Origin of the sequence: Embleya sp. AB8 (assembly GCF_049739465.1) — a bacterium.
Lineage (GTDB): Bacteria > Actinomycetota > Actinomycetes > Streptomycetales > Streptomycetaceae > Embleya.
Genome location: NZ_JBMHHY010000009.1, coordinates 165726 through 192088, shown reverse-complemented (window position 1 = coordinate 192088; position 26363 = coordinate 165726). Strand labels below are relative to the sequence as shown.

At 72.3% G+C, this 26363-nt stretch carries 23 protein-coding genes, 1 pseudogene and 1 riboswitch; of the genes and pseudogenes, 12 read left to right on the top strand and 12 right to left on the bottom strand.

Going from position 1 to position 26363, the window contains the following annotated elements; translation table 11 throughout:
• Nucleotides 1-118: 118 nt before the first annotated feature.
• Both ABIA38_RS15230 and ABIA38_RS15225 read right to left on the bottom strand, forming a co-directional pair.
• The gene (locus ABIA38_RS15230; protein WP_424639147.1) at nucleotides 119-805 is read right to left on the bottom strand and encodes a response regulator transcription factor; all 687 of its coding nucleotides are present in this window, start codon (nucleotides 803-805) and stop codon (nucleotides 119-121) included.
• A gap of 224 nt (nucleotides 806-1029) precedes the next feature.
• On the bottom strand, nucleotides 1030-1659 hold the full coding sequence (locus ABIA38_RS15225; RefSeq protein WP_424639146.1) for a TetR/AcrR family transcriptional regulator: 630 nt from the start codon (nucleotides 1657-1659) through the stop codon (nucleotides 1030-1032).
• A gap of 83 nt (nucleotides 1660-1742) precedes the next feature.
• On the opposite strand from ABIA38_RS15225, the pseudogene ABIA38_RS15220 reads away from it, so the two are divergent.
• Nucleotides 1743-2162 (top strand): annotated as a pseudogene (locus ABIA38_RS15220) (MFS transporter); the annotation flags it as partial.
• 85 nt (nucleotides 2163-2247) lie between these two features.
• Nucleotides 2248-2883: an MFS transporter gene (locus ABIA38_RS15215; protein ID WP_424639145.1), complete on the top strand. Its 636-nt coding sequence runs from the start codon at nucleotides 2248-2250 to the stop codon at nucleotides 2881-2883.
• Between the two features lie 5 nt (nucleotides 2884-2888).
• Here the strand turns inward: ABIA38_RS15215 and ABIA38_RS15210 are convergent, their stop codons facing one another.
• Entirely contained in the window at nucleotides 2889-3470 is a 582-nt protein-coding gene (locus ABIA38_RS15210) for a hypothetical protein (RefSeq protein ID WP_424639144.1), read from the bottom strand.
• 277 nt (nucleotides 3471-3747) lie between these two features.
• On the opposite strand from ABIA38_RS15210, the gene ABIA38_RS15205 reads away from it, so the two are divergent.
• Nucleotides 3748-4485 (top strand): polysaccharide deacetylase family protein, encoded by a 738-nt coding sequence (locus tag ABIA38_RS15205; protein ID WP_424639143.1) that lies wholly within the window; start codon nucleotides 3748-3750, stop codon nucleotides 4483-4485.
• 107 nt (nucleotides 4486-4592) lie between these two features.
• Here ABIA38_RS15205 and ABIA38_RS15200 read toward each other — a convergent pair whose 3' ends face one another.
• A complete protein-coding gene (locus tag ABIA38_RS15200; RefSeq protein WP_424639142.1) occupies nucleotides 4593-5069 on the bottom strand; it encodes a Fur family transcriptional regulator in 477 nt (158 codons plus the stop codon).
• A gap of 102 nt (nucleotides 5070-5171) precedes the next feature.
• On the opposite strand from ABIA38_RS15200, the gene cobG reads away from it, so the two are divergent.
• The 3 genes from cobG (at nucleotide 5172) to ABIA38_RS15185 (ending at nucleotide 8697) form a co-directional block, all read left to right on the top strand.
• On the top strand, nucleotides 5172-6401 hold the full coding sequence (cobG, locus tag ABIA38_RS15195) for a precorrin-3B synthase (protein WP_424639141.1): 1230 nt from the start codon (nucleotides 5172-5174) through the stop codon (nucleotides 6399-6401).
• Nucleotides 6398-7084: a precorrin-8X methylmutase gene (locus ABIA38_RS15190; protein ID WP_424639140.1), complete on the top strand. Its 687-nt coding sequence runs from the start codon at nucleotides 6398-6400 to the stop codon at nucleotides 7082-7084. Before cobG ends, ABIA38_RS15190 begins: the two co-directional genes overlap by 4 nt.
• A 68-nt stretch (nucleotides 7085-7152) precedes the next feature.
• Nucleotides 7153-8697: a precorrin-2 C(20)-methyltransferase gene (locus ABIA38_RS15185; protein WP_424639139.1), complete on the top strand. Its 1545-nt coding sequence runs from the start codon at nucleotides 7153-7155 to the stop codon at nucleotides 8695-8697.
• Between the two features lie 180 nt (nucleotides 8698-8877).
• On the opposite strand, the gene ABIA38_RS15180 is transcribed toward ABIA38_RS15185, so the two are convergent.
• On the bottom strand, nucleotides 8878-9609 hold the full coding sequence (locus ABIA38_RS15180; RefSeq protein ID WP_424639260.1) for a cobalt-precorrin-6A reductase: 732 nt from the start codon (nucleotides 9607-9609) through the stop codon (nucleotides 8878-8880).
• Nucleotides 9610-9728: 119 nt separating this feature from the next.
• Between ABIA38_RS15180 and ABIA38_RS15175 the strand changes: the two genes are divergently transcribed.
• Entirely contained in the window at nucleotides 9729-10832 is a 1104-nt protein-coding gene (locus ABIA38_RS15175; protein ID WP_424639138.1) for a cobalt-precorrin-5B (C(1))-methyltransferase, read from the top strand.
• A 179-nt stretch (nucleotides 10833-11011) separates the two neighbouring features.
• Here ABIA38_RS15175 and cobM read toward each other — a convergent pair whose 3' ends face one another.
• The 6 genes from cobM to ABIA38_RS15145 form a co-directional block, all read right to left on the bottom strand.
• Nucleotides 11012-11773: a precorrin-4 C(11)-methyltransferase gene (gene cobM, locus ABIA38_RS15170; protein WP_424639137.1), complete on the bottom strand. Its 762-nt coding sequence runs from the start codon at nucleotides 11771-11773 to the stop codon at nucleotides 11012-11014.
• A complete protein-coding gene (gene cbiE / locus ABIA38_RS15165) occupies nucleotides 11770-13068 on the bottom strand; it encodes a precorrin-6y C5,15-methyltransferase (decarboxylating) subunit CbiE (RefSeq protein ID WP_424639136.1) in 1299 nt (432 codons plus the stop codon). The genes cobM and cbiE overlap by 4 nt, the downstream gene beginning before the upstream one ends.
• A complete protein-coding gene (gene cobN / locus ABIA38_RS15160; protein ID WP_424639135.1) occupies nucleotides 13028-16696 on the bottom strand; it encodes a cobaltochelatase subunit CobN in 3669 nt (1222 codons plus the stop codon). The genes cbiE and cobN overlap by 41 nt, the downstream gene beginning before the upstream one ends.
• A 224-nt stretch (nucleotides 16697-16920) precedes the next feature.
• Nucleotides 16921-17019, bottom strand: a riboswitch (cobalamin riboswitch).
• A 138-nt stretch (nucleotides 17020-17157) separates the two neighbouring features.
• On the bottom strand, nucleotides 17158-18285 hold the full coding sequence (locus tag ABIA38_RS15155) for a threonine aldolase family protein (protein ID WP_424639134.1): 1128 nt from the start codon (nucleotides 18283-18285) through the stop codon (nucleotides 17158-17160).
• An 87-nt stretch (nucleotides 18286-18372) separates the two neighbouring features.
• Complete coding sequence (locus tag ABIA38_RS15150; protein WP_424639133.1) at nucleotides 18373-18573, bottom strand: cold-shock protein; 201 nt, start codon at nucleotides 18571-18573, stop codon at nucleotides 18373-18375.
• Between the two features lie 239 nt (nucleotides 18574-18812).
• The gene (locus ABIA38_RS15145; protein ID WP_424639132.1) at nucleotides 18813-19961 is read right to left on the bottom strand and encodes a CaiB/BaiF CoA transferase family protein; all 1149 of its coding nucleotides are present in this window, start codon (nucleotides 19959-19961) and stop codon (nucleotides 18813-18815) included.
• Nucleotides 19962-20185: 224 nt separating this feature from the next.
• Here ABIA38_RS15145 and ABIA38_RS15140 point away from each other — a divergent pair, with 224 nt between their 5' ends.
• The gene (locus ABIA38_RS15140; protein WP_424639131.1) at nucleotides 20186-20926 is read left to right on the top strand and encodes an ArsR/SmtB family transcription factor; all 741 of its coding nucleotides are present in this window, start codon (nucleotides 20186-20188) and stop codon (nucleotides 20924-20926) included.
• A 24-nt stretch (nucleotides 20927-20950) separates the two neighbouring features.
• Here the strand turns inward: ABIA38_RS15140 and ABIA38_RS15135 are convergent, their stop codons facing one another.
• On the bottom strand, nucleotides 20951-21904 hold the full coding sequence (locus tag ABIA38_RS15135) for a GlxA family transcriptional regulator (protein ID WP_424639130.1): 954 nt from the start codon (nucleotides 21902-21904) through the stop codon (nucleotides 20951-20953).
• Between the two features lie 123 nt (nucleotides 21905-22027).
• Between ABIA38_RS15135 and ABIA38_RS15130 the strand changes: the two genes are divergently transcribed.
• The 4 genes from ABIA38_RS15130 to ABIA38_RS15115 all read left to right on the top strand — a co-directional run bounded on the left by ABIA38_RS15130 (nucleotide 22028) and on the right by ABIA38_RS15115 (nucleotide 26363).
• A complete protein-coding gene (locus tag ABIA38_RS15130; protein ID WP_424639129.1) occupies nucleotides 22028-22960 on the top strand; it encodes an NAD-dependent epimerase/dehydratase family protein in 933 nt (310 codons plus the stop codon).
• Nucleotides 22961-23243: 283 nt separating this feature from the next.
• Nucleotides 23244-23990, top strand: coding sequence for an ALF repeat-containing protein (locus tag ABIA38_RS15125; protein WP_424639128.1), 747 nt, complete (start codon nucleotides 23244-23246; stop codon nucleotides 23988-23990).
• 175 nt (nucleotides 23991-24165) lie between these two features.
• Nucleotides 24166-25572, top strand: a complete 1407-nt coding sequence (locus tag ABIA38_RS15120) for a tetratricopeptide repeat protein (RefSeq protein WP_424639259.1) — start codon at nucleotides 24166-24168, stop codon at nucleotides 25570-25572.
• 125 nt (nucleotides 25573-25697) lie between these two features.
• A complete protein-coding gene (locus tag ABIA38_RS15115; protein ID WP_424639127.1) occupies nucleotides 25698-26363 on the top strand; it encodes a hypothetical protein in 666 nt (221 codons plus the stop codon).

Here is a 26363-nt window from a genome sequence, read left to right as displayed (position 1 = left end):
GACCGGTCCCGGGCGACTACGTACTCGCCGCCTCCCCCGCTGCGCACGGCCGGACCGTTCGGATCGACGCGGCAATCCCCACCGGCGCCGTGGTGCGGATCCGGCTGCCGCTGCCGGCTCAGCCCGATGCGGCGCGTTCGTCGACGATGCGATAGCCGATGCCGCGCACGGTTTCGATCGAGGCCCGGTCGAACGGCTGGTCGAGCTTGCGACGCAGGTAGCCGATGTACACCTCGACCACGTTCGGCGCGCCGGCGTAGTACGCGTCCCACACGTTGGCCAGGATCTCGGCCTTGGTCACCACGTCCCCGGCGTTGCGCATCAGGAACGCCAGCAGCGCGAACTCGCGTGGGGTCAGTCGGACCTCCCGCCCCTCCCGCTCGACCCGCCGACGCGCCGGATCGAGCGTGATGTCCGCGACGGCCAGGATCGCCGGACGGGCGGGGGCGCCGCGCCGGACCAGCGCGCGCAGTCGGGCGATCAGTACGACGAAGCTGAACGGTTTGATCAGGTAGTCGTCCGCGCCCAGGTCGAAGGCGTCCGCCTGGTCGTACTCGCCGTCCTTCGCGGTCAGCATCAGCACCGGCGTCCAGACCCCCGCCTCGCGCAGCTTCGCGCAGACGTCGTAGCCGTTGAGGCCGGGCAGCATGATGTCGAGCACGATCACGTCGTACACGTTCTCGGTGCCCGCCCACAGCCCGTCGACGCCGTTGTGGAAGACCTCGACGTTGCAGCCCGCCTCGGTCAGTCCCTGCCGGACGGTCTCCGCGAGCCGAACCTCGTCCTCCACGAGCAGCACCCGCACCGTGCACCTCCGTGATCGATCCTCGGGGACCGGCCGTCGCCGGCCTCGGACTCCCTCGCCACCAGTCAACCGTCACAACTCTGTGAGAACACTGAGTGGCCCCCTGTTCCCGGTGACGCGACGGCCGAAAAGGACCGGACCGGGCACCGGCACGGCACGGCACGGCACGGCAGGGGATCGACGGGCTCGCCGGCTCGGCGGTGGGCCGTTCGGCGGCGGGCGGCTCAGAGGCGTACGGACTCCAGTACGCGGCGTAGGCCCACCTCCAGTATTTGCGGGTCGTCCCAGTCCCGGGTGACGTGGTCGAACAGCAGGCCCTGGAGTTGCGCAAGCAGGATGTGTCCGTCCAGGGTCGCGTTCGTCGAGCCCAGGGCCAGGACGACCAGTTCGGCGAAGCCGCGGAACTCGGCCTGGCAGCGGATCATCTCCTCGCGGATCAACGGCTCGCGCGCGCCGGAGAGTTCGAGTTCGAGGCGGGCCAGTTGGACATCCCGGCCCTCGGTCCACCACACCCGCATGAGGCCGGCGATCTGCGCGTAGTCGATCTCGACCGGTCGCACCGCGGTCATCCGCATCAGCTTGCCGGTCACCTCGCCGGCGAACCGCTTGTCCCGCGTGGCCATCCGGTCGATCACCGCCAGGATCAGCTGATCGCGGGTCTTGAAGTAGTAGGTGACCGAGCCGTTGGGCAGGCCCGCCTCCTCCTGGACCGCACGATGGGTGAGCCCGCGCAACCCCTGCGTGGCGATCACCTGGATCGCCGCGTCCAGCATCAGCGTGCGGCGGTCGACGCGCGCCGAGCCGGCGGGCGGGGTGGGCGGATCGGCCGGGGCGGGTTCGTTCATGTGGGGCATGAGTCCATTATCGCGGAACTTGACGCTTGTAGAAGTTTTCTCTACAACTAGAGAAATTAATTCTACGAACGTAGGAATGGTCGATGGCTACCTCTGGGATACCCGCCACCGAGTCCACGATCGAGGCCGAACCCCCCGAAGGCGCGCGATCCACCGCGTCCGCGGGCCGCCCGGTGAGTCCGAAGCTGGTCCTGCTCCTGGTCTGCGTCGCGCAGTTCGTACTGCTCGTCGACGACACGATCGTCAACGTCGCGCTGCCGACCATCGGGGACGACCTCGAATTCAGCCAAAGCTCCCTGTCCTGGGTCACCAACGCCTACTTCCTGACCTTCGGCGGTTTCCTGCTGATCGGCGGCGGACTGGCCGATCTGCTCGGCCGGCGGCGGCTGTTCGGGATCAGCCTGGTGCTCTTCGTACTCGCCTCCGCCGCGTGCGGGATCGCGCCCAACGCGGGCGTGCTGATCGCGGCGCGCGCGATACAGGGGGTCGCCGGCGCGCTGCTCTCCCCCGCGGCGCTGGCGATCCTGCTCGCCACGTTCCGCGAAGCGTACGGCGGCCGAACCGCTGTTGCCCCGGGCGCTGTTGCGGATGCGGGCGGTGGTCCTCGCCGACCTGCTGGTCCTGGTGGCGGCGGGCGGGTTGTTCGCGATGTTCTTCTTTCTGACCCTGTACATGCAGCGGGTCCAGGGGTGGTCGCCGATGCGTACCGGCCTGTCGTTCCTGCCGTTCAGCGTCGGCATGGGGCTGGGCGCGGCAGTGTCGACCAAGCTGACGGCCAGGTGTGGGCCGTTGCTCCCGGTCAGCGTGGGGCCGGCGATCGCCGCCGTGGGGATGTGGCTGATGAGCCGGCTGGACGCGGACAGCTCGTTCGTGGGGCACCTGCTGCCCGCGTTGGTGGTCACCGGGCTCGGCCTGGGCCTGGCCTTCGTGGCGATCATCGACACCGCGACCGGCGGTGCGGGCGAGGGCGACGGCGGGGTCGCCTCGGCCATGGTGACGACGTGTCAGCAGCTCGGCGCGGCGATCGGCATCGCGGTGCTGGTCACCGTCGCGACCGAGCACACCCGGGACCGGGTGGCGTCGGGCGTGGACCCGAGGCAGGCGGCGGTGGACGGCTTCGGCCGGGCCTTCGAGATCCAGGCCGGGCTGATGGGCCTCACCGCCGTGCTCGGCATCGTGGTCGGATTGGCCTTCGAACGACAGCGCGCCGCCGACCGGGCGTAGCTGCGCTACGCGGCGCCGGCTCGGGTGGGTGCCTCCAGCCGGCGCCGGCGGTAGGACCAGGTCACCGCCGCGAGCAGCGGCGCCCACAACACGAGGGGCAGGTAGAGCAGGCCGAGTACGTCGGCCCCGGCGTCGGTCATCTCGTCGTGCGGGAGCGCCCACCAGAACAGGAACTGACCCCACAGCAGGCACAACACGGCGACGCCGGTCCAGGCGACGCGGGTGACCAGGATCGGGTTCATCCGCCGACCGCCGACGAACGGGACCCAGTGCGGCGGTCGTTCGCCCCAGGGGCGGACCAGGCCGAGAGTGAGCAGGGCGGCGAGTTCGGTGCTCAGGCTGAGGAAGGTCACCCAGGGGGCGCCCCACCCGGTCATGTCCAGGTCGGTGTAGCCCTGTTCGGTGTAGCCGCCGTGATTGCCCAGGACGAGCCCGAAGCGCCAGATCGCGGACGGGAGCGGGGTCAGCGCCGCCACGTGCGCGGCCAGGACCGCCCAGCGGGGAGCGGGGGCGAGGGCGGACGCGGCGTCGGTCGGGGCCGGAGGTGGGGACGAGGACGGGGTCGTGGTTCCCCGTGGCGTGTTCATGATCGAAATCCTGGCATCGGGTGGCCGGCCGGGACTTCGGCTCGTGGACCGGGACCGAGGTCGGTCGCGGGAATGAGCCGGGTGGGCGGGACTACCGGCGAGGTCGGATCGACAGGCTCGAAAGGTGGATGTTCGGAATACTTCGAGGCTATCTGCAATGACTCGTAGAGATGCGCCCTGATACACCCCGATATAGACCGGATCGGTGTGTTGGTGCGGGCCGAACCGGTGAACCGGAGGGCAGTCGTCGCGTGTCCTGGTGAACCCGATCCCGGACATGTGCAAGACACTCGACATGGACACCACCGCTGCCACCTCGCGCCGCACCTTGCTGATGGGCGCCGCCGCCACGCTCGGCCTGCTCACCGTCGCCTCCCCCGCCGCCGCCGCGAACCGACAACCCTCCCCCCGCCCCGGCTTCGTCCCGGAACCGGTGAGCACCGTCGACGCCGGTCCGCAGCGCGTCGCGGTGACCTTCGACGACGGGCCGCACCCGGTCAACACCCCCGAGGTGCTACGGGTGTTGCGCCGCCACCGGGTACGCGCGACGTTCTGCGTCGTGGGCACCGAGGTGGAGAAGTATCCCGAGTTGCTGGAGGCGATCCACGACGCCGGGCACCTGATCGCCGGCCACTCGTGGTCGCATCCGAACCTGCAAAAGCTCACCCCGGCCGAGGTGACCGAGGAGGTCGAGCGCAACCTGGACGCGATCGACCAGGTGTTGCCCGGACTCCGGGTCAGGTGGTTTCGTGCCCCGTACGGCAACTGGTCGCCGGAGGTGATGGGCACCCTCAGCGCCCACGGCCTGCGCCCCCTGGGCTGGTCGGTCGACCCGAGGGACTGGTCCCGGCCCGGCGCGGACGAAATCGTCGACCGAGTGCTCGGCGCACTCACCACCGGCTCGATCATCCTCAACCACGACGGCGGCGGAAACCGGGACCAGACGGTCGCGGCCCTGGAGGTATGGCTGCCGAAGGCACTGGCGGACGGGTATCGGTTCGTACAGCCGGCGTAAGCACGCGGGTCGGCCGGTGGGGCGGATCGGCGCGGGCGGGTCGGCCGGAGGCGGAGCGGTCGGCCCGGGGTTGGGTGGGGCGGGGTGGGCGGTCGGCGTGGCGTTGCTCAGTGGTGCGCCGGGCTCCCGCTTGCGCAGCGGGCGCAGCGGCCGGTCAGGGCGACCGCTCTCGGGTCGAGGGTGAAGCCCTGTTCGGCGGCCAGGCGGGCCGCGACGTCGTCGAGCAGGTCGCCCGGTGCCTGGCCGACCGTGCCACAGCCGCGACAGCGGACCAGTACATGCGTACCGCCGACCAGGTGGCCCGCCAGGTGGTACGTGGCCGCGTCGTGTCGCAGGCGGGTGAAGGCGACCAGGTCGAGGCGTTCGAGGGCGTCCAGGGCGCGGTAGATGGTGGTCCGGTGTACGCCCGGTGCCGCGCGGGAGACGGCGGCGAAGATCGTGTCGGCGCTGAGCGGCTCGGCGGCGTCGGCCAGGACTCGGAGCACCGCGGTACGCGCCACCGTGACCCGCTCGCCGTGGGCGCGGATCTGCCGCACCGCCTCGGCCACCGGGTCGGGGGTGGGGTGCTGCACACCATCGTCCATATGCAACAGTGTCGCATCTGGCCGGTCCGCGATCGGCCCGGGGTGACCGGCCGGGCACCCCGCCGGCGAGGCATCGAGGCGTGACGAAGGGCGGTGGGTGGGGTGGCTGCGGTCCTGGTCCGCGATCGTGACGACGCCTGTCCGGGAGTCGTGGACACGTCGCCCGCCGACGACGGCCTGATCGCGCGCGTACGCCTGCCGGGCGGCCGGCTCGACCCCGCTCGACTGCGCGAACTCGCCGAGTTGGCCGAGCGGTTCGGTACCGGTTCGGTCGACCTGACCGCGCGCGCCAATATCCAGGTGCGGGGTTTGGCCGAGGCCGACGTACCAGCCTTCGCGCACGCCGTCGCGGCGGCCGGCCTGATGCCCTCGCGCAGCCACGACCGGGTGCGCAACATCCTCGCAAGCCCACTGGCCGGCCGCGACCCACTCGCCCTGCTGGACGCCGACGCGGTACTCGCCGCCGTCGACTCGGCCCTGTGCGCCACCCCCGAACTGACCGCCCTGTCCGGGCGCTTCCTGATCGGCATCGACGACGGCGGCGTACCGATCGCGTCCGCGCGCCACGACCTGGACCTGATCGCGCTCACCGGGGACACCTTCGCGCTGCACGCGGCGGGCCACGACACGGGTTGGCGCGTCACGCCGGCGAATGCGGCCGGCGCCATCGTCCACGCGGCGCGCGCGTTCCTGACCGCGAGAGCCGCCGGCGGCGCCTGGCACATCCGCGAACTCCCGGGTGGAGCAGCCGAGTTCGCAGCCTGCCTGGCCACGGACCCGGTTCGCGCGCAGTTGTCCGCGCCGGCCGGCACCGCGCCCCGGGAGCGCCCGCGCGCCGGCCGGTCCAAGCGGCCCCTGGTCGGGGTGTCGACCCAGTCCGACGGCCGGTACGCGCTCGGGGCGCTGGTGCCACTGGGCCGCCTGACGCAACATCACCTGGCCGCCCTGGTCGAGGTGGGCGCCGAACTCCGGATCACCACCGCCCGCGGCATCGTCCTGCGAGACCTGCTCGACCCCGCCGCCGCGACGGCCGGCCTCGAAGCGGCCGGCCTGCCCTGCGACCCGGCCTCCCCCTGGCGCGGGGTAACAGCGTGCAGCGGCCAGGGCGCCTGCCGCCGAGCCCGGTCCGACGTCCGCACCGACGCGACCCGACACGCCCTGGGCCACGCCCGGAGCACCACCGAGCACCTCGCCCCCCTCGGCGCGACCGACACCCACTGGGTCGGCTGCGCCCGCGCCTGCGGCCGGCCCGCCGGTGCGACATTGCTGGTCGCGTGCGAGGACGGCGGCTACGAGATCGTCCCGCCCGGCGGCACGCCCACCCCCGGATGACCGCCACCGCACACCCCACCCACACCACCACCCCCTCGGGCGAAGGAGCAGCCGACGTGGACGACTGGATCAAGGACGGAGCCGAGATCTATCGGCGTTCGTTCGCGACCATCCGGGCCGAGGCGGACCTGTCCCGCTTTCCCGAGGACGTCTCGCGCGTCGTCGTCCGGATGATCCACGCGTGCGGGATGACCGACCTGCCCCGCGACGTCGGCTTCCACCCCGACGTCGCCCGAGCCGGCGCCGCCGCGTTGCGGGCCGGGGCACCGATCCTGTGCGACGCGAACATGGTCGCGTCGGGGGTGACCCGCAAGCGGCTGCCGAGCGACAACGACGTACGCTGCCTGCTCGCCGACCCACGCACCCCCCTCCTGGCCGCCGAGCAGCGCACCACCCGCAGCGCCGCCGCCGTGGACCTCTGGGTGGACGAACTCGGCGGCGCCGTCGTCGCCGTCGGCAACGCCCCCACCGCGTTGTTCCGGCTGCTCGAACTGATCGACCAGGGTGCCCCGCGCCCGGCCGCGATCATCGGGATCCCGGTCGGCTTCATCGGCGCCGCGGAGTCCAAGCAGGCCCTCGCCGAGCACTCCGCCGGCATCCCCTACCTCGTCGTGCACGGCCGCCGAGGCGGCAGCGCGATGACCGCCGCCGCGCTCAACGCGCTGGCCAGCGAGCAGGAATAGCCGGCCATGGCCACCGCCGCCGACCGCGTACGCCGCGTGCGCATCACCCCCACCCCCAGGAGCACAGCGTGACCACCACCGGCCGGCTGTACGGCATCGGTCTCGGCCCGGGCGACCCCGAGCTGATCACCCTGAAGGCACATCGCCTGATCACCTCGGCCGACGTGGTCGCCTACCCGGTCAAGAAGGGCGCGCGCGGCGTCGCGATCACCATCGCCGAGCCGTATCTGACCGAGACTCAGCTGCGCCTCCCGCTCGAATACCCGGTGACCACCGAGAGCACCGATCACCCGGGCGGCTACGACGGCGCGTTGGCCGACTACTACGACTCGACCGCCGCCGAGCTGGCCGCGCATCTGGACGCCGGGCGCGATGTCGCGGTGTTGTGCGAGGGCGATCCGTTCTTCTACGGCTCGTACATGTACTGGCACGAACGGCTCGCGGACCGCTACCCGGTCGAGGTGGTACCGGGCGTGACCTCGGTCAGCGGCGCGGCGGCCGTACTCGGTCGGCCGCTCGTCCAGCACGACGAGGTGCTCACGATCCTGCCCGGCACGCTGCCGCCCGAGGTACTCGCGGCGCGGCTGCGGACCACCGACTCGGCCGCGGTGATCAAGCTCGGCAAGCGGCATTTCCCGGCCGTACGCGGCGCGTTCGAGCAGGCGGGGTTGGCCGGGCGGACCTGGTACGTGGAGCGCGCGACCACCGATCGCCAGCAGATACGCCCGCTGGCCGAGGTAGTCCCGGACGACGTACCGTACTTCTCCCTCGTCATCACGCCATCCGCCGCCCCCGGCGGCGAGTTCGCGACCAACCGCACACCGCGCCCGGCCGAGGCGGCGTACGTGTTGCCCGAACCCACCGGCGAACTCGGCTCGATCGACGTGGTCGGCCTGGGCCCGGCCGGTCCGCAATGGCTCACCCCCGACGCGCATGCCGCGCTCGCCGCCGCGGATCACCTGGTCGGCTACGGTCCGTACGTGGACCGCGTCCAGCCCCGACCGGGCCAGCAGCGGCACCGTACCGACAACCGGGTCGAGGCCGAGCGGGCCCGCCACGCCATCGCGTTGGCGGAGGCGGGTGGCCGGGTCGCGGTGGTCTCCTCCGGCGACGCGGGCGTGTTCGCGATGGCGTCGGCCGTACTGGAGGCGGCGCACGAGAGTGCGACCGAGGTCCCGGTGCGGGTGGTCGCCGGGTTGTCCGCGATGCAGGCCGTCGCGGCGCGCGCGGGGGCGCCGTTGGGCCACGACTTCTGCGTGCTCAGCCTGTCCGCGATTCTCAAGCCGTGGGAGGTGATCGAGCGCCGGTTGACCGCCGCCGCGCAGGCGGACCTCGCGGTGGCGATCTACAACCCGGCCTCCAAGACCCGGCGCACGCAGGTCGCCGAGGCGCGGGACCTGTTCCTGGCGCACCGCTCCCCGGACACCCCGGTGGTGGTCGGCCGGGACGTCGGCGGCCCCACCGAATCGGTTCGGGTGGTCCGGCTGGCCGACCTCGACCCGGAGGTGGTCGACATGCGCACGCTGCTGATCATCGGCTCGTCCCAGACCCGCGCCTACCCCCGCCCCGACGGCACGACCGGCGTGTACACCCCACGCCGCTACCCGGCCTGACGGCACGTGTCGGCACCTCCGCGCCGGGTCGGCGTACGGCGACCGACGCCGCCGCCCGGCGCCGGCGGGGGCGCGGGCCCGGCGCGCGGCCCGCGTGCTCGTGCGGTGGGTTCAGGACGCCGTCGGGGCGCCGGGATCGGCGTCGTGCGGCCCTGTGTCACAGTGACTGGCGTGTACGACTCAGCCCCCGGCCAGGACCCATCGCGCGGCGGCCTCGACGTCGCCGACCTGCCCCGGCGCGCGTACCTCGGGTCGGCGGATCACCACCACCGGCAGGCCCAGCTCGCGGGCGGCGGTCAGTTTGGCGGCCGTCAGCGCACCGCCGCTGTCCTTGGTCACGATCGCCTCGATGCGCCGGTCGCGCAGCAGCGCGATCTCCTCCTCGACCGTGAACGGACCTCGGGCCAAGAGGAGTTCGCACGCGCGTGGCAGCGCTCCGGTGGGCAGCTCGACGCTGCGCAGCAAAAACCACAGGTCGTCCAGGTGCGCGTACGGCGCGGTCTCCAGGCGGCCCGTGGTCAGGAACACCCGTCGGGCCAACTCCGGCAGCAGCCGCGCGGCCTCGTCGGCGGAGTCCACGGGATGCCAGCGGTCCCCCGGCCCGGCGGTCCAGCCCGGTCGTTGCAGGCGCAGCAGCGGTACGCCGACCTCGGCACACGCGGCGACGGCGTTTGCCGAGATCCGGGCGGCGAACGGATGGGTGGCATCGACGACGGCCGCCACGCTCCGCGCCCGCAACCAGGCCACCAGTCCCGGCACGCCGCCGAAGCCACCCACGCGGGACTCGCCGACCGGCAACACCGGCGCACTGGTACGCCCGGCCAAGGACGACACGACCCGGACCCCGGGCACGCCGTCGAGCCGCGCCGCCAACACCCGAGCCTCGGCGGTCCCACCCAACACAAGCACCACACGCCGCCCACCGGCCGGGCCTGCCGGGTCGGCCGCATCACCGGTAGCGGGGTCACCCCCGCCGCCCCCGGCAAGGGCGCTCGTACCGAACGACGTACTCACGATTGGCTCCTCGCACGATGACCCGATCCGAGACCCGATCCGATCCGCTGCGCCGGGGTTGGACCACCGGGGCCTGTGCGACCGCGGCGGCAACTGCCGCCTATCAGGCCCTGCTCACCGGGGAGTTCCCGGATCCGGTCACCGTCCACTTGCCGGGTGGGCAGACGCCCGCCTTCGCACTCGCCGTGGAGGAACGCCGGGCCGATGCGGCGATGGCGGGGGTGGTCAAGGATGCCGGGGACGATCCCGATGTCACGCACGGGGCGTTGATCCGGGCCACCGTGCGGTTCGCGGCGCCCGGCTCGGGGGTGGGGTTTCGGGCCGGGCCCGGGGTCGGCACGGTGACGTTGCCCGGATTGCCCCTCGCGGTGGGTGAGCCCGCCGTCAATCCCGTACCTCGGCAGTTGATGCGCGAGGCGATCGCCCGGGTGGCCGCGGCGCATCGCGGCAGCGGCGACGTGACGATCGAGCTGTCCGTGGACGACGGTGCCCGGATCGCCGAGCAGACCTGGAATCCGCGACTCGGCATCCTCGGCGGGCTGTCCATCCTGGGCACCACCGGGATCGTGATCCCCTACTCGTGCTCGGCCTGGATCGACTCGATCCGGCGTGGCATCGACGTCGCGCTGGCCACCGGCGAGACGCACGTCCTGGGCGCGACCGGTACCACCTCCGAGCGGGTCGGTGCCGAGCTGTACGGTCTGTCCGGCACCGCGCTGCTGGACATGGGCGACTTCGCCGGCGCACTGCTCAAGTACCTGCGCAGGCACCCGATTCCGCGCCTGACCATCGCCGGCGGCTTCGCCAAGCTCTCCAAGCTCGCCGACGGCCACCTCGACCTGCACTCGGGCCGCTCGCAGGTGAATCTGGACACGCTCGCCGACCGGGCCGCGGCCGTCGGCGGCGATGCCGACCTGGCCGCGCACATCCGCGCCGCGAACACCGCGCTGCACGCGCTCGAACTCGCCCGCGCCGCCGACGTCCCGCTCGGCGACGCGGTCGCGGAAGCCGCCCGGGACGCCGCCAAGGCCCTCCTGCGCGGCAGCGAACTCCCGGTCACCGTCGACGTGATCGCGATCAACCGCACCGGCACCATCGTCGGCCGCGCCGGGCCGGCCTAGGTCCTGTCCGGCGGATCTTGGCGGATCAGGCCGCGTCGTCTGGTGCCGTGCATCGGCGTGCCGGGGAAGCAGCCGCATAGTGGTTCTATTCGGCTGTTTCCCCGGTGCGGCGAGGTGCGGTACCAGGCGGCGCGGACCCGCCAAGATCCGCCGGACAGGGCCTAGTCGATCGGCCACGCTCACTTCACCGGTCGTGGCTCGATACGGTCGCGGATCTCGCTGTACAGGTGGCTGTCACAAAAGCCCGGTTCGCCCAGCACCCGGCCGACCATGATGATCGCCACCGCCCTGATCCCGTTGTCGCGCACCAGGGACACCAGGTCGGCCAGTTCGCCCCGGACGATCAGCTCGTCCGGCCGGGACGCGCGCGCGACCACCGCGACCGGACAGTCCGCGCCGTACAGCGGGGTCAACTCGGCGACCACACGCTCCACCTGACCCACCGCCAGATGCAGCACCAGCAACGCGCCGGAGCGCCCGAGCGTGGCCAGGTCCTCCCCCGGCGGCATCGCCGTCGCATTGCCCGCGACCCGGGTCAGGATCACCGTCTGACCCACCGTCGGCAGGGTCAACTCCCGACCCATCGCCGCCGCCGCGGCGGCGAACGCCGGTACGCCGGGGGTGATGTCCCACGGGATGCCCAACGCGTCGAGCCGGCGCTGCTGTTCGGCGACCGCGCTGAAGAACGAGGTGTCCCCCGACTGCAACCGCGCCACATCGTGCCCCGCAGCGTGCGCGGCCCGCAGTTCCTCGACGATCTGATCCAGGTTCAGCTCGGCGGTGTCCACGAGTCGGGCTCCCGCCGGCGCCGCCTCGACCAGTTCGCGCGGCACCAGCGCGCCGGCGTACAGGCACACCGGCGACGCGGCGATGATGCGCAGCCCCCGCACCGTGATCAGGTCGGCCGCGCCGGGACCGGCGCCGATGAAGTGGACGGTCATTGGCTGAACTGCTCCTTGCTGGAGGTGAGTTCGGGCTTCACAGCCACCCATTGGGTGACCGGCATCCCGGGCCGCCAACCGGTGAACCGGCCCACGGGTGCGGATCGGGTGACCTGGAGGCGGGTCAACTCCCCGCCGTACACGGCGCGATGCCGCAACAACTCGGCCTCGGTCTCGGCGACGACCGCATTGGCGACCAGTCGCCCGCCGGGGCGCAGCTCGGCCCAGCAGCGCTCGACCACGCCCGGTACGGTCAGCCCGCCGCCGATGAACACCGCGTCCGGTGCCTGACCGACAAGCACGTCCGGCGCCGACCCGACCACGATCCGCAGGCCCGGCACCCCGAGTGCGACCGCGTTCGCCGCCGCTCGCTCGGCCCGATCCTCGCGCGCCTCGAAGCCGACGGCCCGGCAGTTCGGATGTGCCCGCATCCACTCGATCCCGATGCTCCCGCTGCCCGCGCCCACGTCCCACAACAGCTCGCCCGGCCGCGGCCCGAGCGCGGCCAACGTCACGGCGCGGATCTCCCGCTTGGTCAACTGGCCGTCGTGCGCGTAGACATCGTCGGGCAGACCGGCCAACCGGCTCAGCCCGGGACCGGTGCCGCACTCGACGGCAACCACATTCAGGTCCGCGAACCGCCGTTCGGGAGCCGCCGCGAGCGCATCGGCGCTGCCCCGCCACACCGACTCGGCCGGACCGCCCAGGTGCTCCAGTACGGTCACCGTGCTCGTCCCGAAGCCGCGCTCCCGCAGCAGCACGGCCACCCGTCCCGGGGTCAGCCCATTCGCGCTCAGCACCAACACCCGTGCTCCGGAGGAGAGTTCAGCCGCCAACGAATCGACCGGCCGCCCCACCGCGCTGACCACCGATGCGTTCTGTACCGACCAGCCGAGCCGCGCGCAGGCCAGCGAGACCGACGAGGGGGCCGGCAGCACGGTGACCCGGTCGGCGCCCAGCTCCCGTACCAGTGTGGCCCCGACGCCGTGGAACAGCGGATCCCCGCTGGCCAGCACGCACACCTTCCGGGACCCGGCCGACTCGGTGACGAAGCCCACCGAGAACGGCGACGGCCACTCGACCCGCTCGGCCGTCACCCCCTCCGCGACCATGGCCAAGTGCCGTGCCCCACCCACCAGCACCTCGGCCTCGCCCACCAACGCCCGGGCCGCCTCGGTGAGTCCGGCCCAGCCGTCGTCGCCGATCCCGACCACGGACACCGGGCGGCCGAGCGAGTCGGCCGCCCCCTCCCGCTCAGCCAGCGTCCTCGCCGCCTTCGAGATCGCCCTCGACATCCAGGTACACCTCGCGCAGCCCGTCCAGCGTGGCCGCCTCCGGCTTTTCCCACATGCCTCGGTCGGCGGCCTCCAGGAGCCGCTCGGCGATCCCGCGCAGCGCCCACGGGTTGGCGGTGCGCATGAATTCGCGGTTGGTCTCGTCCAGGACGTATTCGCCGGCGAGCTTCTCGTACATCCAGTCCGCCACCACGCCGGTGGTCGCGTCGTACCCGAACAGGTAGTCCACGGTGGCCGCCAGCTCGAACGCGCCCTTGTAGCCGTGCTTGCGCATCGCCTCGATCCAGCGCGGGTTGACCACCCGGGCCCGGAACACCCGTGCGGTCTCCTGCTGCAGCGTGCGGGTGCGGACCGCGTCGGGCATCGTGGAGTCGCCGATGTACGCGGCCGGCGCGGTCCCGGTCAGCGCCCGGACGGCGGCGACCATGCCGCCGTGGTACTGGAAGTAGTCGTCCGAGTCGGCGATGTCGTGTTCACGCGTGTCGGTGTTCTTCGCCGCGACCGCGATTCGGCGATACGCGTCCTCCATGTCCTCGCGGGCGAACACCCCGTCCAGGCCCCGCCCGTAGGCGTAGCCGCCCCAGGTCGCGTACACCTCGGCCAGGTCCGCGTCGTCGCGCCAGGTGCGCGCGTCGATCAGCGGCAGCAGCCCCGCACCGTACGCGCCCGGCCGCGAGCCGAACACGCGCGTGGTGGCCCGCCGCGCGTCGCCGTGCCGCGCGGTGTCGGCCCGCACGTGTGCCCGGACGTAGTTGTCCTCGTCCGTCTCGGCCAACTCGGCGACCAGGCGCACCGCGTCGTCCAGGAGCAGCACCACGTGCGGGAACGCGTCCCGGAAGAAGCCGGAGATGCGCACCGTGACGTCCACGCGCGGCCGACCCAGTTCGGCGAGCGGGATCGCCTCGATCCCGGTCACCCGGCGCGACGCGTCGTCCCAGTTGGGCCGGACACCGAGGAGCGCGAGCACCTCGGCGATGTCGTCCCCGCTGGTCCGCATCGCGCTCGTGCCCCATACCGAAAGGCCCACGGAGCGTGGCCAGTTGCCGTCGTTGTCGGCGCGGTAGCGGGCCAACAGCGAGTCGGCGAGCGCCTGTCCGGTCTCCCAGGCCAGCCGGCTGGGGATCGCCTTCGGGTCCACGGTGTAGAAGTTGCGGCCGGTGGGCAGCACGTTGACCAGTCCGCGCAGCGGCGAACCGCTCGGTCCGGCCGCGACGTAGCCGCCCTCCAGCGCGTGCAGCACCGCGCCGATCTCGTCGCCGGTGCGGTCCAGGCGCGGCACGATCTCGGTCGCGGCGAACGCCAACACGTCGGCCACCGACGCCGATTCGGCGCCCAGTACCTCCTGCGTGACGGACAAGGCCTGTGCCGAGTCCCAGCCGCCCGCCTCCATCGCCGCGACCAGGCGGTGTGCCCGGTCCTCGGCGTCGTCGGTCTCGGTGCGCGACGCGCTGCCGCCCTCGACCAGGCCGAGCGATTCGCGCAGGCCGGGCAGCGCGGCGGCCTTGCCGCCCCATACCTGACGCGCCCGCAACATCGCGGTGACCAGGTTGATCCGGCCCTCGCCGGTGGGCGCGCTGCCCAGGATGTGCAGGCCCTCGCGGATCTGCGCGTCCTTGACCTCGCACAACCACCCGTCCAGGTGCAGGATCAGGTCGTCGAACTCGGCCTCGTGCGGCCGGTCGGTGATGCCCAGGTCGTGGTCCAGCTTGGTGGCCTGGATCAGCGTCCAGATCTGGCCCTGCAGCGCCGGGCCCTTGGCCGGGTCGAGCGCCTGCACATTGGCGTATTCGTCGAGGAGTTGCTCCAGCCGGGTCAGGTCGCCGTATGTCTCGGCGCGCGCCATCGGCGGCACCAGGTGGTCGACGATGATCGCGTGCGCGCGCCGCTTGGCCTGCGCGCCCTCGCCCGGGTCGTTGACCAGGAACGGGTAGACCAGCGGCAGATCGCCGAGCACCGCGTCCGGGCCGCATTCCGCGGACAGGCCCAGGTTCTTCCCCGGGAGCCACTCCAGCGTGCCGTGCTTGCCCAGGTGGACCAGTGCGTGCGCGCCGAACCCGCCCGGCCCGGCGGGCGCGTCCAACCACCAGTAGGCGGCCAGATAGTGGTGGCTCGGCGGCAGGTCCGGGTCGTGGTAGATGGCCACCGGGTTCTCGCCGAAGCCGCGCGGCGGCTGGATGATCAGGATCACGTTGCCCGCGCGCAGCGCCGCGAGCACGATCTCGCCCTCGGGGTCGCGGGAATGGTCCACGTACAGCTCGCCGGGCGGCGGACCCCAGTGCTCCTCGATGTTGGCGCGCAGCCCGAGCGGCAGTTTGGCGTAGCGCTCGCGGTAGTCGGCGGCCGAGATCCGGACCGGGTTGCCTTCGAGCTGACCTTCCGTCAACCACTCCGGGTCCTGGCCGCCGGCCGCGATCAGCGCGTGGATCAGCTTGTCCCCGTCCGGCGGTTCGAGGCCGGGCAGGGCATCGGCGCCGTCGAGCGCGCCGACGTCGTAGCCGGCCGCACGCATCGCGCGCAGCAGGGCGACGGCCGACGCCGGAGTGTCCAGGCCGACCGCGTTGCCGATCCGGGAGTGTTTGGTCGGGTACGCGGACAGCACCACGCCGACCTTGCGCTCGCCGACCGGGATGTGTCGAAGTCGGGCGTGCCGTACCGCGATTCCGGCCACCCGGGCGGCCCGCTCGGGGTCGGCGGCGTAGCGGGTGAGCCCGTCCGGACCGGTCTCCTTGAACGAGAACGGGACGGTGATCAGCCGGCCGTCGAACTCGGGTACCGCGACCTGGGTGGCCGCGTCCAGCGGCGACAGACCCGCGTCGCCGGCCTCCCATTCGGCCCGGCTGGTGGTCAGGTTGAGCGCCTGGAGGATGGTGATGTCCAGGCCGGCCAGCGCGCCGACGTCCCACTGCTCGTCGTCGCCACCGGCCGACACCTCGGCCGGCTTGGCGCCACCGGCGCCGCCCGCCGCGAGGACCGTGACCAGGAGTGCGTCCAGTTCCTCGAGCGCCGCGAACAGCGACTCGTCCGCGCCGCGCAGCGACGCGCACCAGATCGGTACGGGTCGCCCGCCCGCGTCCTCGATCGCGTCGCACAACGCGGCCACGAACGCGGTGTTCCCGGCGAGGTGGTGAGCGCGGTAGTACAGGACGCCGACGGCCGGGCCGTCGATCGGCCGCGCCGGGCGGTCGAGGCGATCGATTGGGTCGGGTCGGTCGAGTCGGCCCCAGGACGGCACCTCGACCGGCGGCTCGAAGCCGTGGCCGGTGAGCAGCAGGGTGTCGGAGAGGAAGCGGTACAGCTGGGTCAGGTTGGCCGGGCCGCCCTGGGCGAGGTAGGCGTGCGCCTGCGCACTCACCCCGGCCGGCACGGTGGCCAGTTCCATCAGCGCGGCGTCGGCGGCGAGTTCGCCGCTGAGCACGACCACCGGTCGCGGGCCGGCGAGCAGCGTGTCCAGGCCCGCCTCCCAGGCGCGCCGGCCACCGAGCAGCCGGACCACGACCAGGTCGGTGCCCTCAAGGAGCGCGGGCAGGTCGGCGACCTCGACCCGGGAGGGGTTGGCGAGCCGCCAATCCCCCTCGCTCGCCTTGGCGCTGAGCAGGTCGGTGTCGGATGTCGACAGGAGCAGGATCACCGGGCGCCTCCGCCGATGCGGGCGTGGCGAACCACGGGGTGGGTGCTGCGGGCGGGGGTGGCGCCGAACCCGGTGTCGCGGGAGCGAGCGTCGCGATCGTGGGCGACTCGGTCGTCAGCGACGCGGTCGTGGCAGTCGGGCATGCAAGAACGCCGGCAGGACGAAATCGTCACCTGGAGCGCCTCTCCGGGGTCCTCGCCCCATCGGACTCGGGGTGAGACGCGCAGTTCCTGACTCCCGGTCCCGTCGTACCCATCGCCTGACGTGGTACTTCGGAGCCGGTCACAGTGGCGGGACCGTCCCGGGATCACACCGGGTTCCTGCCACGCCCTCCCCGCGCCGGTAGGGCCGGCGCGGGGCCAGCATCGCTCAGCGGCCCGCCTTGACGCAACACACCTCGATCGGCGTCGGCCCCGGTGGTGACACATGTCACCGCCGGCGCCCGGATGGGGGCAGGCTGGTCAGCGGCTCTTGCGCACCCGCTCGACGAACGCGCCGAACTCGTCGGCGACCTGGTCGGCGGTCCACTCCAGGGCGGATTCGGCAACGGTGATCTCGGCGAACGAGCGGCCCGGCAGGCCCGGCTCGGACCACCCGCCGGCCAGCCATACGCCGCGCTCGGCGGCGATCTCCAGGCCGACCCGGGCGAGCAGTTCGGCCGGGTACGGCAGCCAGAGCTGGAACTGGTGGGTGTGCGGGACGACTGGGAACACGGTCGCCTCGGGCACGCGGGCCAGGCCCGCCGCGACGGTCGCGGCATGCCCGACGTAGGTGGGCAGGCGTGGCAGCGTCCGGTCCAGCGCGGCGAGCGCGTCGAGGGCCATCGGCCAGACCTGGAACGGTCGCCCGCCGTAGCGGTGCCGCCACGCGTGCGCCTCCTCGATCAGCTCGGCGCTGCCCGCGAGGGCGGCCCCGGCGCTCGCGCCCAGGCCCTTGTAATAGGACACGTAGACCGAGTCGAACAGGTCGACGATCTCGGTCAGGTCGCGGGCGAAGTGGGTGCTGCTCTCCCACAGCCGGGCGCCGTCCAGGTGCAGTGCGGCGTCCCGGTCCCGGGCGGCCTGCACGGTGGCGATCAGCTCGTCCCACTCGGGCAGGACGAACCCGTGATCGCGCAGCGGGAGTTCGTAGAACAGGGTGCCGAACCGCTCGCCACTGGTACGAATGTCCTCGGCGGTGATCTGGCCGGGACCCTGAGTGAGCGTCAGCGGCCGGAGCCCGGACAGGATCGAGATCGCGCCGCGCTCGTAGGTCAGCGGGTGGGCCCTGGGGTGGATGCCGACCACGTCGGACCCGGTGGCCCCGGCATGGCAGCGCAGCGCGACCTGCTGGGCCATCGTGCCGGTGGGGAACAACAACGCGGCCTCGGTACCGAGCAGTTCGGCGGTGCGGGCTTCGAGACGGGCGACCGCGCCGCCGTCGGCGTAGAGGTCCGGCCATTCGTCGGGGTCGACCCGGTCCTGCGCGTAGGCGGTGAGGTTGGCCAGCCGTTCGACGACCGTGGTGGGTCGTACCCCGGACAGGATCCGGTCGCATCCGCGGATCACGCGCAGCCTGCGGGTTTGCTCGTCGCTTCGGATGTACGCCATGCCTGCATCATGCAGGGTCGGTCCACGCATGCGAACGCGGCCCGCACCGGATTCGGTGCGGGCCGCGTTCGTGCGCGATGTGTGTCGTCAGACGGTGATGTTCTCCGCCTGCGGGCCCTTCTGGCCCTGGACAGCGTCGTAGGAGACCTTCTGGCCCTCGGTCAGCTCACGGTAGCCCTGCGACTGGATCGCCGAGTAGTGCGCGAAAACGTCCGGGCCGCCGTCGTCCGCCTGGATGAAGCCGAAGCCCTTTTCCGCGTTGAACCACTTCACGGTTCCAGTAGCCATACAAATCTCCTTCGTGGTGCCAAATGAAAGCGCGCACTTGCGCACTCCCAAGTCGCAACAGCAATCCATTCTTCACATGAATCCGGTTCGACATAAACAAAAAACGCCCGACGGTCACGACCGTAAGGCGCTCACAAAATTCATGGGAACCACTACTGCAACTGCTCCCGAGGCTAGCACGGAAAAGTCGACGACCTCGGGTGGCCGGAAATATTTTCCGGCCCGCACCCGGGTTCCGCTCAGGTCGCCGGCAGGCCCAGTTCGGCCAGGATCGCCGCCGTATGCTCGCCCACCGCCGGGATCGGGCCCATCGCCGGCTCCCGGCCGGTCACCGTGACCGGCGGCAACAGCGCGCGCAGCGGACCGACCGGGGACCCGATCTCGCGCAGTCGGTCGCGCGCGGCGTGTTGCGGGTGGTCGGCGAACTCGGCGACGGTGCGCATCCGGGCGTTGGCGATGCCGACCGCGTCCAGGCTCGCCTCGATCTCCGCGGCGGTACGGTCCGCGAAGGCCGCCTCGATCAGTTCGGTGAGCCGCTCGTTGCCGGCCACCCGCAGCGAATTGTTGCGAAACCTCGGATCGTCGACGAGATCGGGCCGACCGAGCACCCGCTCACACAGCGCGACCCACTCGCGGTCGTTCTGTACGCCGACGAACACCTGGCTGCCGTCGCCGGCCCGGTACGGACCGTAGGGCGCGATCGCCGCGTGCCGGGCGCCGGTGCGCGGCGGGGGCGTGCCGCCATAGCCGGCGAAGTAGTACGGAAAGCCCATCCACTCGCCGAGCGCGTCCAGCATGGAGACCTCGAACGAGCAGCCCTCGCCGGTGAGTCGGCGCTCGTACAGGGCGGTCAGCAGACCGCTGAAGGCATACATCGCGGCGGCGATGTCGGCGATCGGTATGCCGGCCTTGGCCGGTGCCTCGGGCGTACCGGTGATCGAGAGCAGCCCGGCCTCGCACTGGACCAGGAGGTCGTACGCCTTCTTGTCGCGATAGGGGCCGGAAGTCCCATAACCCGATATTCCGCAGATGATCAACCGAGGAAATCTGGCCCGCAAATCCGCTGCGCCCAGGCCCAGTCGATCGGCCGCGCCGGGGGCCAGATTCTGCACGAAGACGTCGGCCCGGGCGAGCAGCCGGTCCAGGATTTCCGCCGACCGCTCGTCCTTGAGGTCGAGCGCGAGGCTTTCCTTGCCACGATTGACCCAGACGAAATGGCTGGACATGCCCTGCACGGTTTCGTCGTACGCCCGGGCGAAATCGCCGGCGCCGGGACGCTCGATCTTGATCACGCGCGCACCCAGGTCGGCGAGTTGCCGGGTCGCGAAGGGCGCGGCGACGGCCTGTTCGAGGGAGACGACGGTGACACCGGCGAGGGGAAGCTGCACACGTCCATCTTGACAGGGGTCGGCGGGGTGGAGTCGGTGCGGGACTCCGTGCTGGGCTCGGTGGTGGGCCTCGGTGGTGGGCCTCAGTGGTGGGCGTCCGTGCCGGGCTCCGGTGCCGGGCTCCGGTGCCGGGCTTCGGTGGCGGACCTCCGTGCCGGCCCCCGTGCCGGGCCTCGTGCCGCCCTTCGGTGTGCGCCGAAGCGTCGCGGGTCGATGATGGCGGCATGGACTCGCTCGCACGTGCCACCGACCCGGACTCGGTCCCTCGACTCGCCGCCCTCGCCGCGCTGCTCGCCGACCGGACGCGCGCGGCGGTGTGCCTGGCCCTGCTGGATCGGCGGGCCTGGACCGGCGGCGAGTTGGCCCGGCACTGCAAGGTCGCGCCGTCCACGATCAGCGAGCATCTGACCCGCCTGGTCGAGGGCGGCCTGCTGGTCCGGGAACGGCAGGGCCGACACCACTACGTGCGACTGGCGGACGCGGGGGTGGCCCGGCTGGTCGAGGACCTGGCCGCGTACGCGACACCCACCACGCCCCCTCGCCCGGCCGGCTCGCTGCGCGCCCACTCGGCGGGCGCGGCGCTGGCCAGGGGCCGTACCTGCTACGACCACCTGGCCGGCCGGCTCGGCGTGGCGATCACCGACGCGCTCACCACGCGGGGCCTGCTCCGCCAGGACACCGGCTTCGCGATCACCGAGGCGGGCCTGACCTGGCTCACCGACCTGGGCGCCGACCTCACCGCATCCGGCAAACGTCCGTTGGCCCGCCCCTGCCTCGACTGGACCGAACGCCGCCCCCACCTGGCCGGCACCGCCGGCGCCGAACTGTGCCGACTGTTCCTGGCCCGCGGCTGGACCGAACGAGTCGGCACGGGACGGGCGGTCCGAGCAACGGAGGCAGGGCGCACCGAACTCGGGCGGCTGCTGGGCATCCGACCGGCGGAACTGGAGTTGGCGGCCGGCTGAAGATCGCCGGGGCGGATCCGGGTCTCAGATTCGGGTGAAGGCCGCTCGGTAGGCGCTGGGGGTCAGGCCGGTGCGGCGGACCAGGTGTTTGCGGAGGGAGTCGGTGGTGCCGATGCCGCTGTGGTGTGCGATCGGTTCCATCGATAGCTCGGTGGTTTCGAGCAACTCCCTTGCCCGGTCCACACGTTGGTGGAGGAGCCACTGCAGTGGGCTGAGGCCCGTTTCGGCATGGAAGCGGCGGGTGAGGGTGCGCACGCTGGTGTTCGCGTGGTCGGCCAGGTCGGCGAGGGTGAGCGGTTGGTCGAGGCGGGCCAGGGCCCAGGCGCGGGTGCCGGCGAGGGATACGCCGCTTTCGGGTGGGAGCGGTGACTCGATGAACTGGGCCTGACCGCCCGGGCGTACGGGTGCGGCGACGACCAGGCGGGCGACCGTGTTGGCGACGGCGGCGCCGTAGTCGGTGCGGATCAGGTGCAGGCACAGGTCGATGCCGGCGGACAGTCCGGCGGAGGTCAGGATCGGGCCGTCCTCGACGTACAGCACGTCCGGCCGCAGGTCGACGGCCGGGAAACGGCGGCGGAACTCGTCGGTCATGGTCCAGTACGTGGTGGCCGCGCGCCCGTCCAGCAGGCCGGCCTGAGCCAGGACGAAGGCGCCGGTACAGATCGAGGCGACCCGCTTCCCTTCGGCCGCGGCGGTGCGCAGCGCGGCCAGGACGCGCGGGTCGGCGTCGGCGCGGGCGCCGGTACCGGTGACGATGACGGTGTCCGCGTCGTCGATGGCGGCCAGGGTGTGCGGCACCACGATGTCCAGGCTGCCGGTGCCGATGACCGTGCCGGGGTCGGCGGTGCACACCCGTACGCCGTAGCCGGTCGTGCCGTCGGCCAGGGCGACCGCGCCGAGCACCAATTCCGGGATGGACAGGTCGAAAGTGGTCACCGGTGGCACGGCGACGACGGCTATTCGATGCACGGCAGGCATGGCCCGAACCTCCGGATGTTTGGCATTCCGGCCACTACCGTACGTCCGGGCGGGAGCGGGAGGGTGGGTGGGTGGGCACGTCCGGATCGGACGCCCGCCTTCCCTCTCTCCTGTGGAGCAACCATGTCTTCATCCGCCGCGTTCCATGTCGTCGTCGGCGCCGGTTCGACCGGGGCGGCCACCGCGCTGCTGCTCGCCGGATCCGGGGAGCGGGTCCGGATCGTCACCCGCCGGGGTGGCGGCCCGGAGCATCCGCTGATCGATCGCGTCGCGGCCGATGCCACGGACGCGGCCCGGCTGGTCGAACTCACCCGGGGCGCGGCCACGTTGTTCAACTGCGCGATGCCGGCGTACGACCGATGGCCGATCGACTGGCCGCCGTTGGCCTCGGCGCTGTTGACGGCGGCGGAGCGGACGGGGGCGCGCTACGTGATGTTGGGCAACGTGTACGGCTATGGCCGGGTGGCCGGCCCGCTGACCGAGGACCTCCCGATGGCGCCGACCACGGTCAAGGGCCGGGTCCGAGCGGCGATGTGGGCGGACGCGCTGGCCGCGCACGAGGCGGGCCGAGTCCTGGTCACGGAGGTCCGCGCGAGCGACTACCTGGGCGCGAACGCGTCGTCCCTGTACAACTTCCTGGTCGTCCCGGCCGTACTCGCCGGCACCCCCGCCGCCCTCCCGGCCGACCTGGACGCCGCACACAGCTGGTCCTACACCGGCGACGTGGCCCAAACCCTGGTCGCCGCGTCCCGCTCCGCCGAATCCTGGGGCCGCGCCTGGCACGTCCCGTCCACATCGACGTGGTCGGCCCGAACCCTCACCAACCGCCTGGCAGAACTGACCGACTCCCCGACCCCACACCTGACCCGCATGTCCGCAGCGGAGGTCCGGACGATCGGCCGCGAGAACGCGATCATGGCCGAGGTCGAAGAAATGCTCTACCTGACGGAACAGGAAACCATCCTCGACGCCACGACGACGGAAAAGCTCCTGAACGTAACGCCCACCGAGATCGACCCGGCCCTACGCGAACTGGCTGCCCCGCACGCCGCCTGACGCAACGTCAGCGTGGGCCGCCGACGAGCGCGGCCCACACTCGCGAACTCCGGCCTCCCGCCGGGTGGTTCACCTGCATGGCAACCAGGCGCCCCGAAGATTGCCCGGTTCTGGCAATGATCTTCGGGGCGGCAGGAGCAAGGCTGTTCATGCCGGTGGATGAACCACAAGGCACGGGCCGTAGGCCGCTGTTTCCAACGGCGGCATCGATCCGGAGCCGGTATGTCATCCCTCGGTTCCGCCCGAAGCTCCTGTTCTCAGCGTTCGCAAGGAAGGTCTACCCGTGAAACTGACCCGTGCCGCCATGACCGTCGCAGCCGTCGCTCTGACGCCCACGCTCCTGCTCGCCGGCCCCGCCTTCGCCGGCAACTCCGGCGGCGCGGCGACGACGTCGGTCACGGGCGCCTCGACCCCGGCCGGGGGCGAGATGTCCGACGAGGACGCCAAGGTTGCCATCCTGCGCATCATCGCCGACCCCAGCACCGGCCGAGGGGTCAATGACGCCGCGCAGGCGGCGCTGAACGGCACCGCGCAGGACCGGCGGTACTTCCTGGAGACGGGCCGCTGGGCAGCGCAGGACGAGGACGACCGCGTCGCCGTCTTCCGCATCCTCGCCGTCGCCCAGACGAACAATGACAGGGCGGTCGTCCAAGCGGCCACGGACGCGCTCAAGGCGGGCACTCCGGAGGCAGTGCGCGCTTTCCTGACGACCGGCTACCGCCTCGCCCAGTACGAGGACGACCGCGTCGCCACCTTCCGCATCCTCGGCGTCGCCCAGACGAACAAGGACAGGGCGGTCGTCCAAGCGGCCACGGACGCCCTCAAGGCAGGTACTCCGGAGGCAGTGCGCGCCTTCCGGACGACCGGCTACCGCCTCGCCCAGGCCGAGGACGATCGCGTCGCCGTCTTCCGCATCCTTGCCGATCCGAACATCAGCGACCGGCTCCGCACGGCGGCGCGGCAGGCCCTCGACAACGGCACGCCGGAGGCGTTGCGGTACTTCCTGGAGCACGGCCGGTACGAGGTGTAGTCCTGAGCCGACCCTTGACGACCGGCCGGCGAAGCCGTCGAACACGACCACTGGTCCGCGGGCTCCACCTTTGCCGGCTCGGGTCGCCGGGCGGGCGCGTCGTATGGGTCCGCCGGCCGTGACGTGTTTAATCGGTCCCGGGACGAGTGGCGCGGTGGAAGGAGCCTCGGTGGCTGTGGTCGTGGATCGGCAGGGGCTCGAGGTCTCCGGGATGGGGGACGAGGGCGTTCGGCATTTCGACCGGGCGCTTGACGCGCTCCTGTTCTTTCGACCGGAGGTGGGCACCGAGGTCGAGGCGGTGCTGGCCGCCTCGCCCGACGCGCCGATGGCTCGGGTGTTCGCTGCCTATCTCGGGCTGCTCGGGACCGAGGCGGCCGATGCCGCCGCCGCTCGGGAGCGGTTCTCGGGGTTTGCGCCGACCCGGGTCGGGCCCCGCGAGGTGGCGCATATGCGGGCCGCCGAGGCTTGGTTGGGTGGGGATATTCGGCGGGCCGGCGACATCCTCGGCGAGGTGGTCGTGGCGTACCCCCGGGACACCCTCGCGCTGGCGATCGGGCATCAGATCGACTTCTTCACCGGGGACGCGGTACGGCTGCGGGATCGGGTCGGCGGTGCGCTGAGCGCGTGGGATGCGGACGATCCGCATTATGGGCCCGTGCTCGGGATGTCCGCGTTCGGTCTGGAGGAGGCCGGGCACTACGACCGGTCCGAGCAGGCCGGGTTGGCGGCCGTGACGGCCAACCCGCGTGATGTGTGGGCGATCCACGCCGTGGTGCACACGTACGAGATGCAGGGGCGGTTCGCCGAGGGGATCCGCTACCTGGACGCCCGGACCGCGGACTGGACCGGCGGCAACTACCTGAACGTGCACAACTGGTGGCACTACGGCCTGTACTCGATCGAGGCCGGCGCGATCGACCGGGCGCTCGCCATCCACGACGCCGTACTGCACACCGACGCCTCCACCGGCGTGGCGATGGAACTCCTGGACGCCTCGGCCCTGTTGTGGCGCATCCACCTCGCCGGCCACCCCCAGGTCGAGCGCTGGACCCGGCTCGCCGACGCGTGGGCGGCGCGCGCGGACGGCCCGTACTACGCGTTCAACGACACACACGCCGTGATGGCCTACCTCGGCGCTGGCCGCATCGCCGCCGCCGAGGCGGTGATCCGCGATCGTGAGCGGTGGCTGGCCGAGCCGCACCCGGGCGTGACCAACCACACGATGACCGCCGAGGTCGGCCTGCCGGTGTGTCGCGCGCTGGTCGCGTTCGAGCAGGGCCGCCACCCGGACACCGTCGACATCCTGACCCCGATCCGGCACCGCCTGAACACCTTCGGCGGCAGCCACGCGCAGCGCGACGCGATCCAGCAGACCCTGGTCGAGGCGGCGCTGCGGGCAGGCCGCCACGATCTGGCCCGCACCCTCCTCAGCGAGCGGGTCAACCTGCGTCCGACCAGCTCGTACAATCGGCTCAAGCAGGCCCAACTGGCCGACGCGCTGGGCCGATCCGCCGAGGCCGCGATCGCCCGCGAGCGCGCCGCCGACAACACCGCCGCGATCACCGCCGCCTGGGGACGCTGACGACGTCGACCGGGCCGTCGACCACCCCGGCGGATGCGCGAGAATGGCCCATCCGTCCGTCGGGACCGAGCCGATCGACGCCCGGCGCCCGACGCCGTCGACGAACGCGGGAGTGTGGACAACGTATGGGTGAGTCCTGGGCGACCAGTGCCGGATCACGGCGCCAAGTGCCGGACGACCAGGGCCTGATCGCCGCCGCCGCGCAGAGTCCCGGCGGCTCGGTCGCCGAGATCGACCCGGCCTTCGCCGACGACCCCAACGGCTACGTCCCGGGTGAGGCGATCCGCGGCGCGTGGGTGGTCGGCCCGGACGGCCTGCTCACCGGCGAGTATCGGCACAACCCGCACCACGGCCCGCCGCAGGACGACTTCGCCAAGCTGGTCGAGGACGAGCCGTGGTTGGACTGGCTGGGCGAGAACCCGGTCGGCGCGATCCGCGAGTCGGTCACCGAGTGCTTCGCGGATCAGGCCCCCGGCGCCGAACTGACCTGGATGAAGATCCTCGACCCGCCGCGCGGCGCCACCTCCGGCCGCCCCGCGCCGGACGACGAGCAGTTCCTGATCCCGACCCGCACCGCCCTGGCCGTGTACTTCGCCGCGCAGATCGTCGCGCCCGACCGGGCCCGGGCCACCGTCTGCGGCATCTTCACCTGGGCCGCGACCGGCCTGGACACCCCGGCCGATCGGCGGGACCGGATCTGGCTCGACCTGGACGCCGACCTCGATTGGGCGGAGCAACAACTGGCGCCCCGGATGTACGCCATGGACGAGGACGCCCCCACCCCCGGCTAG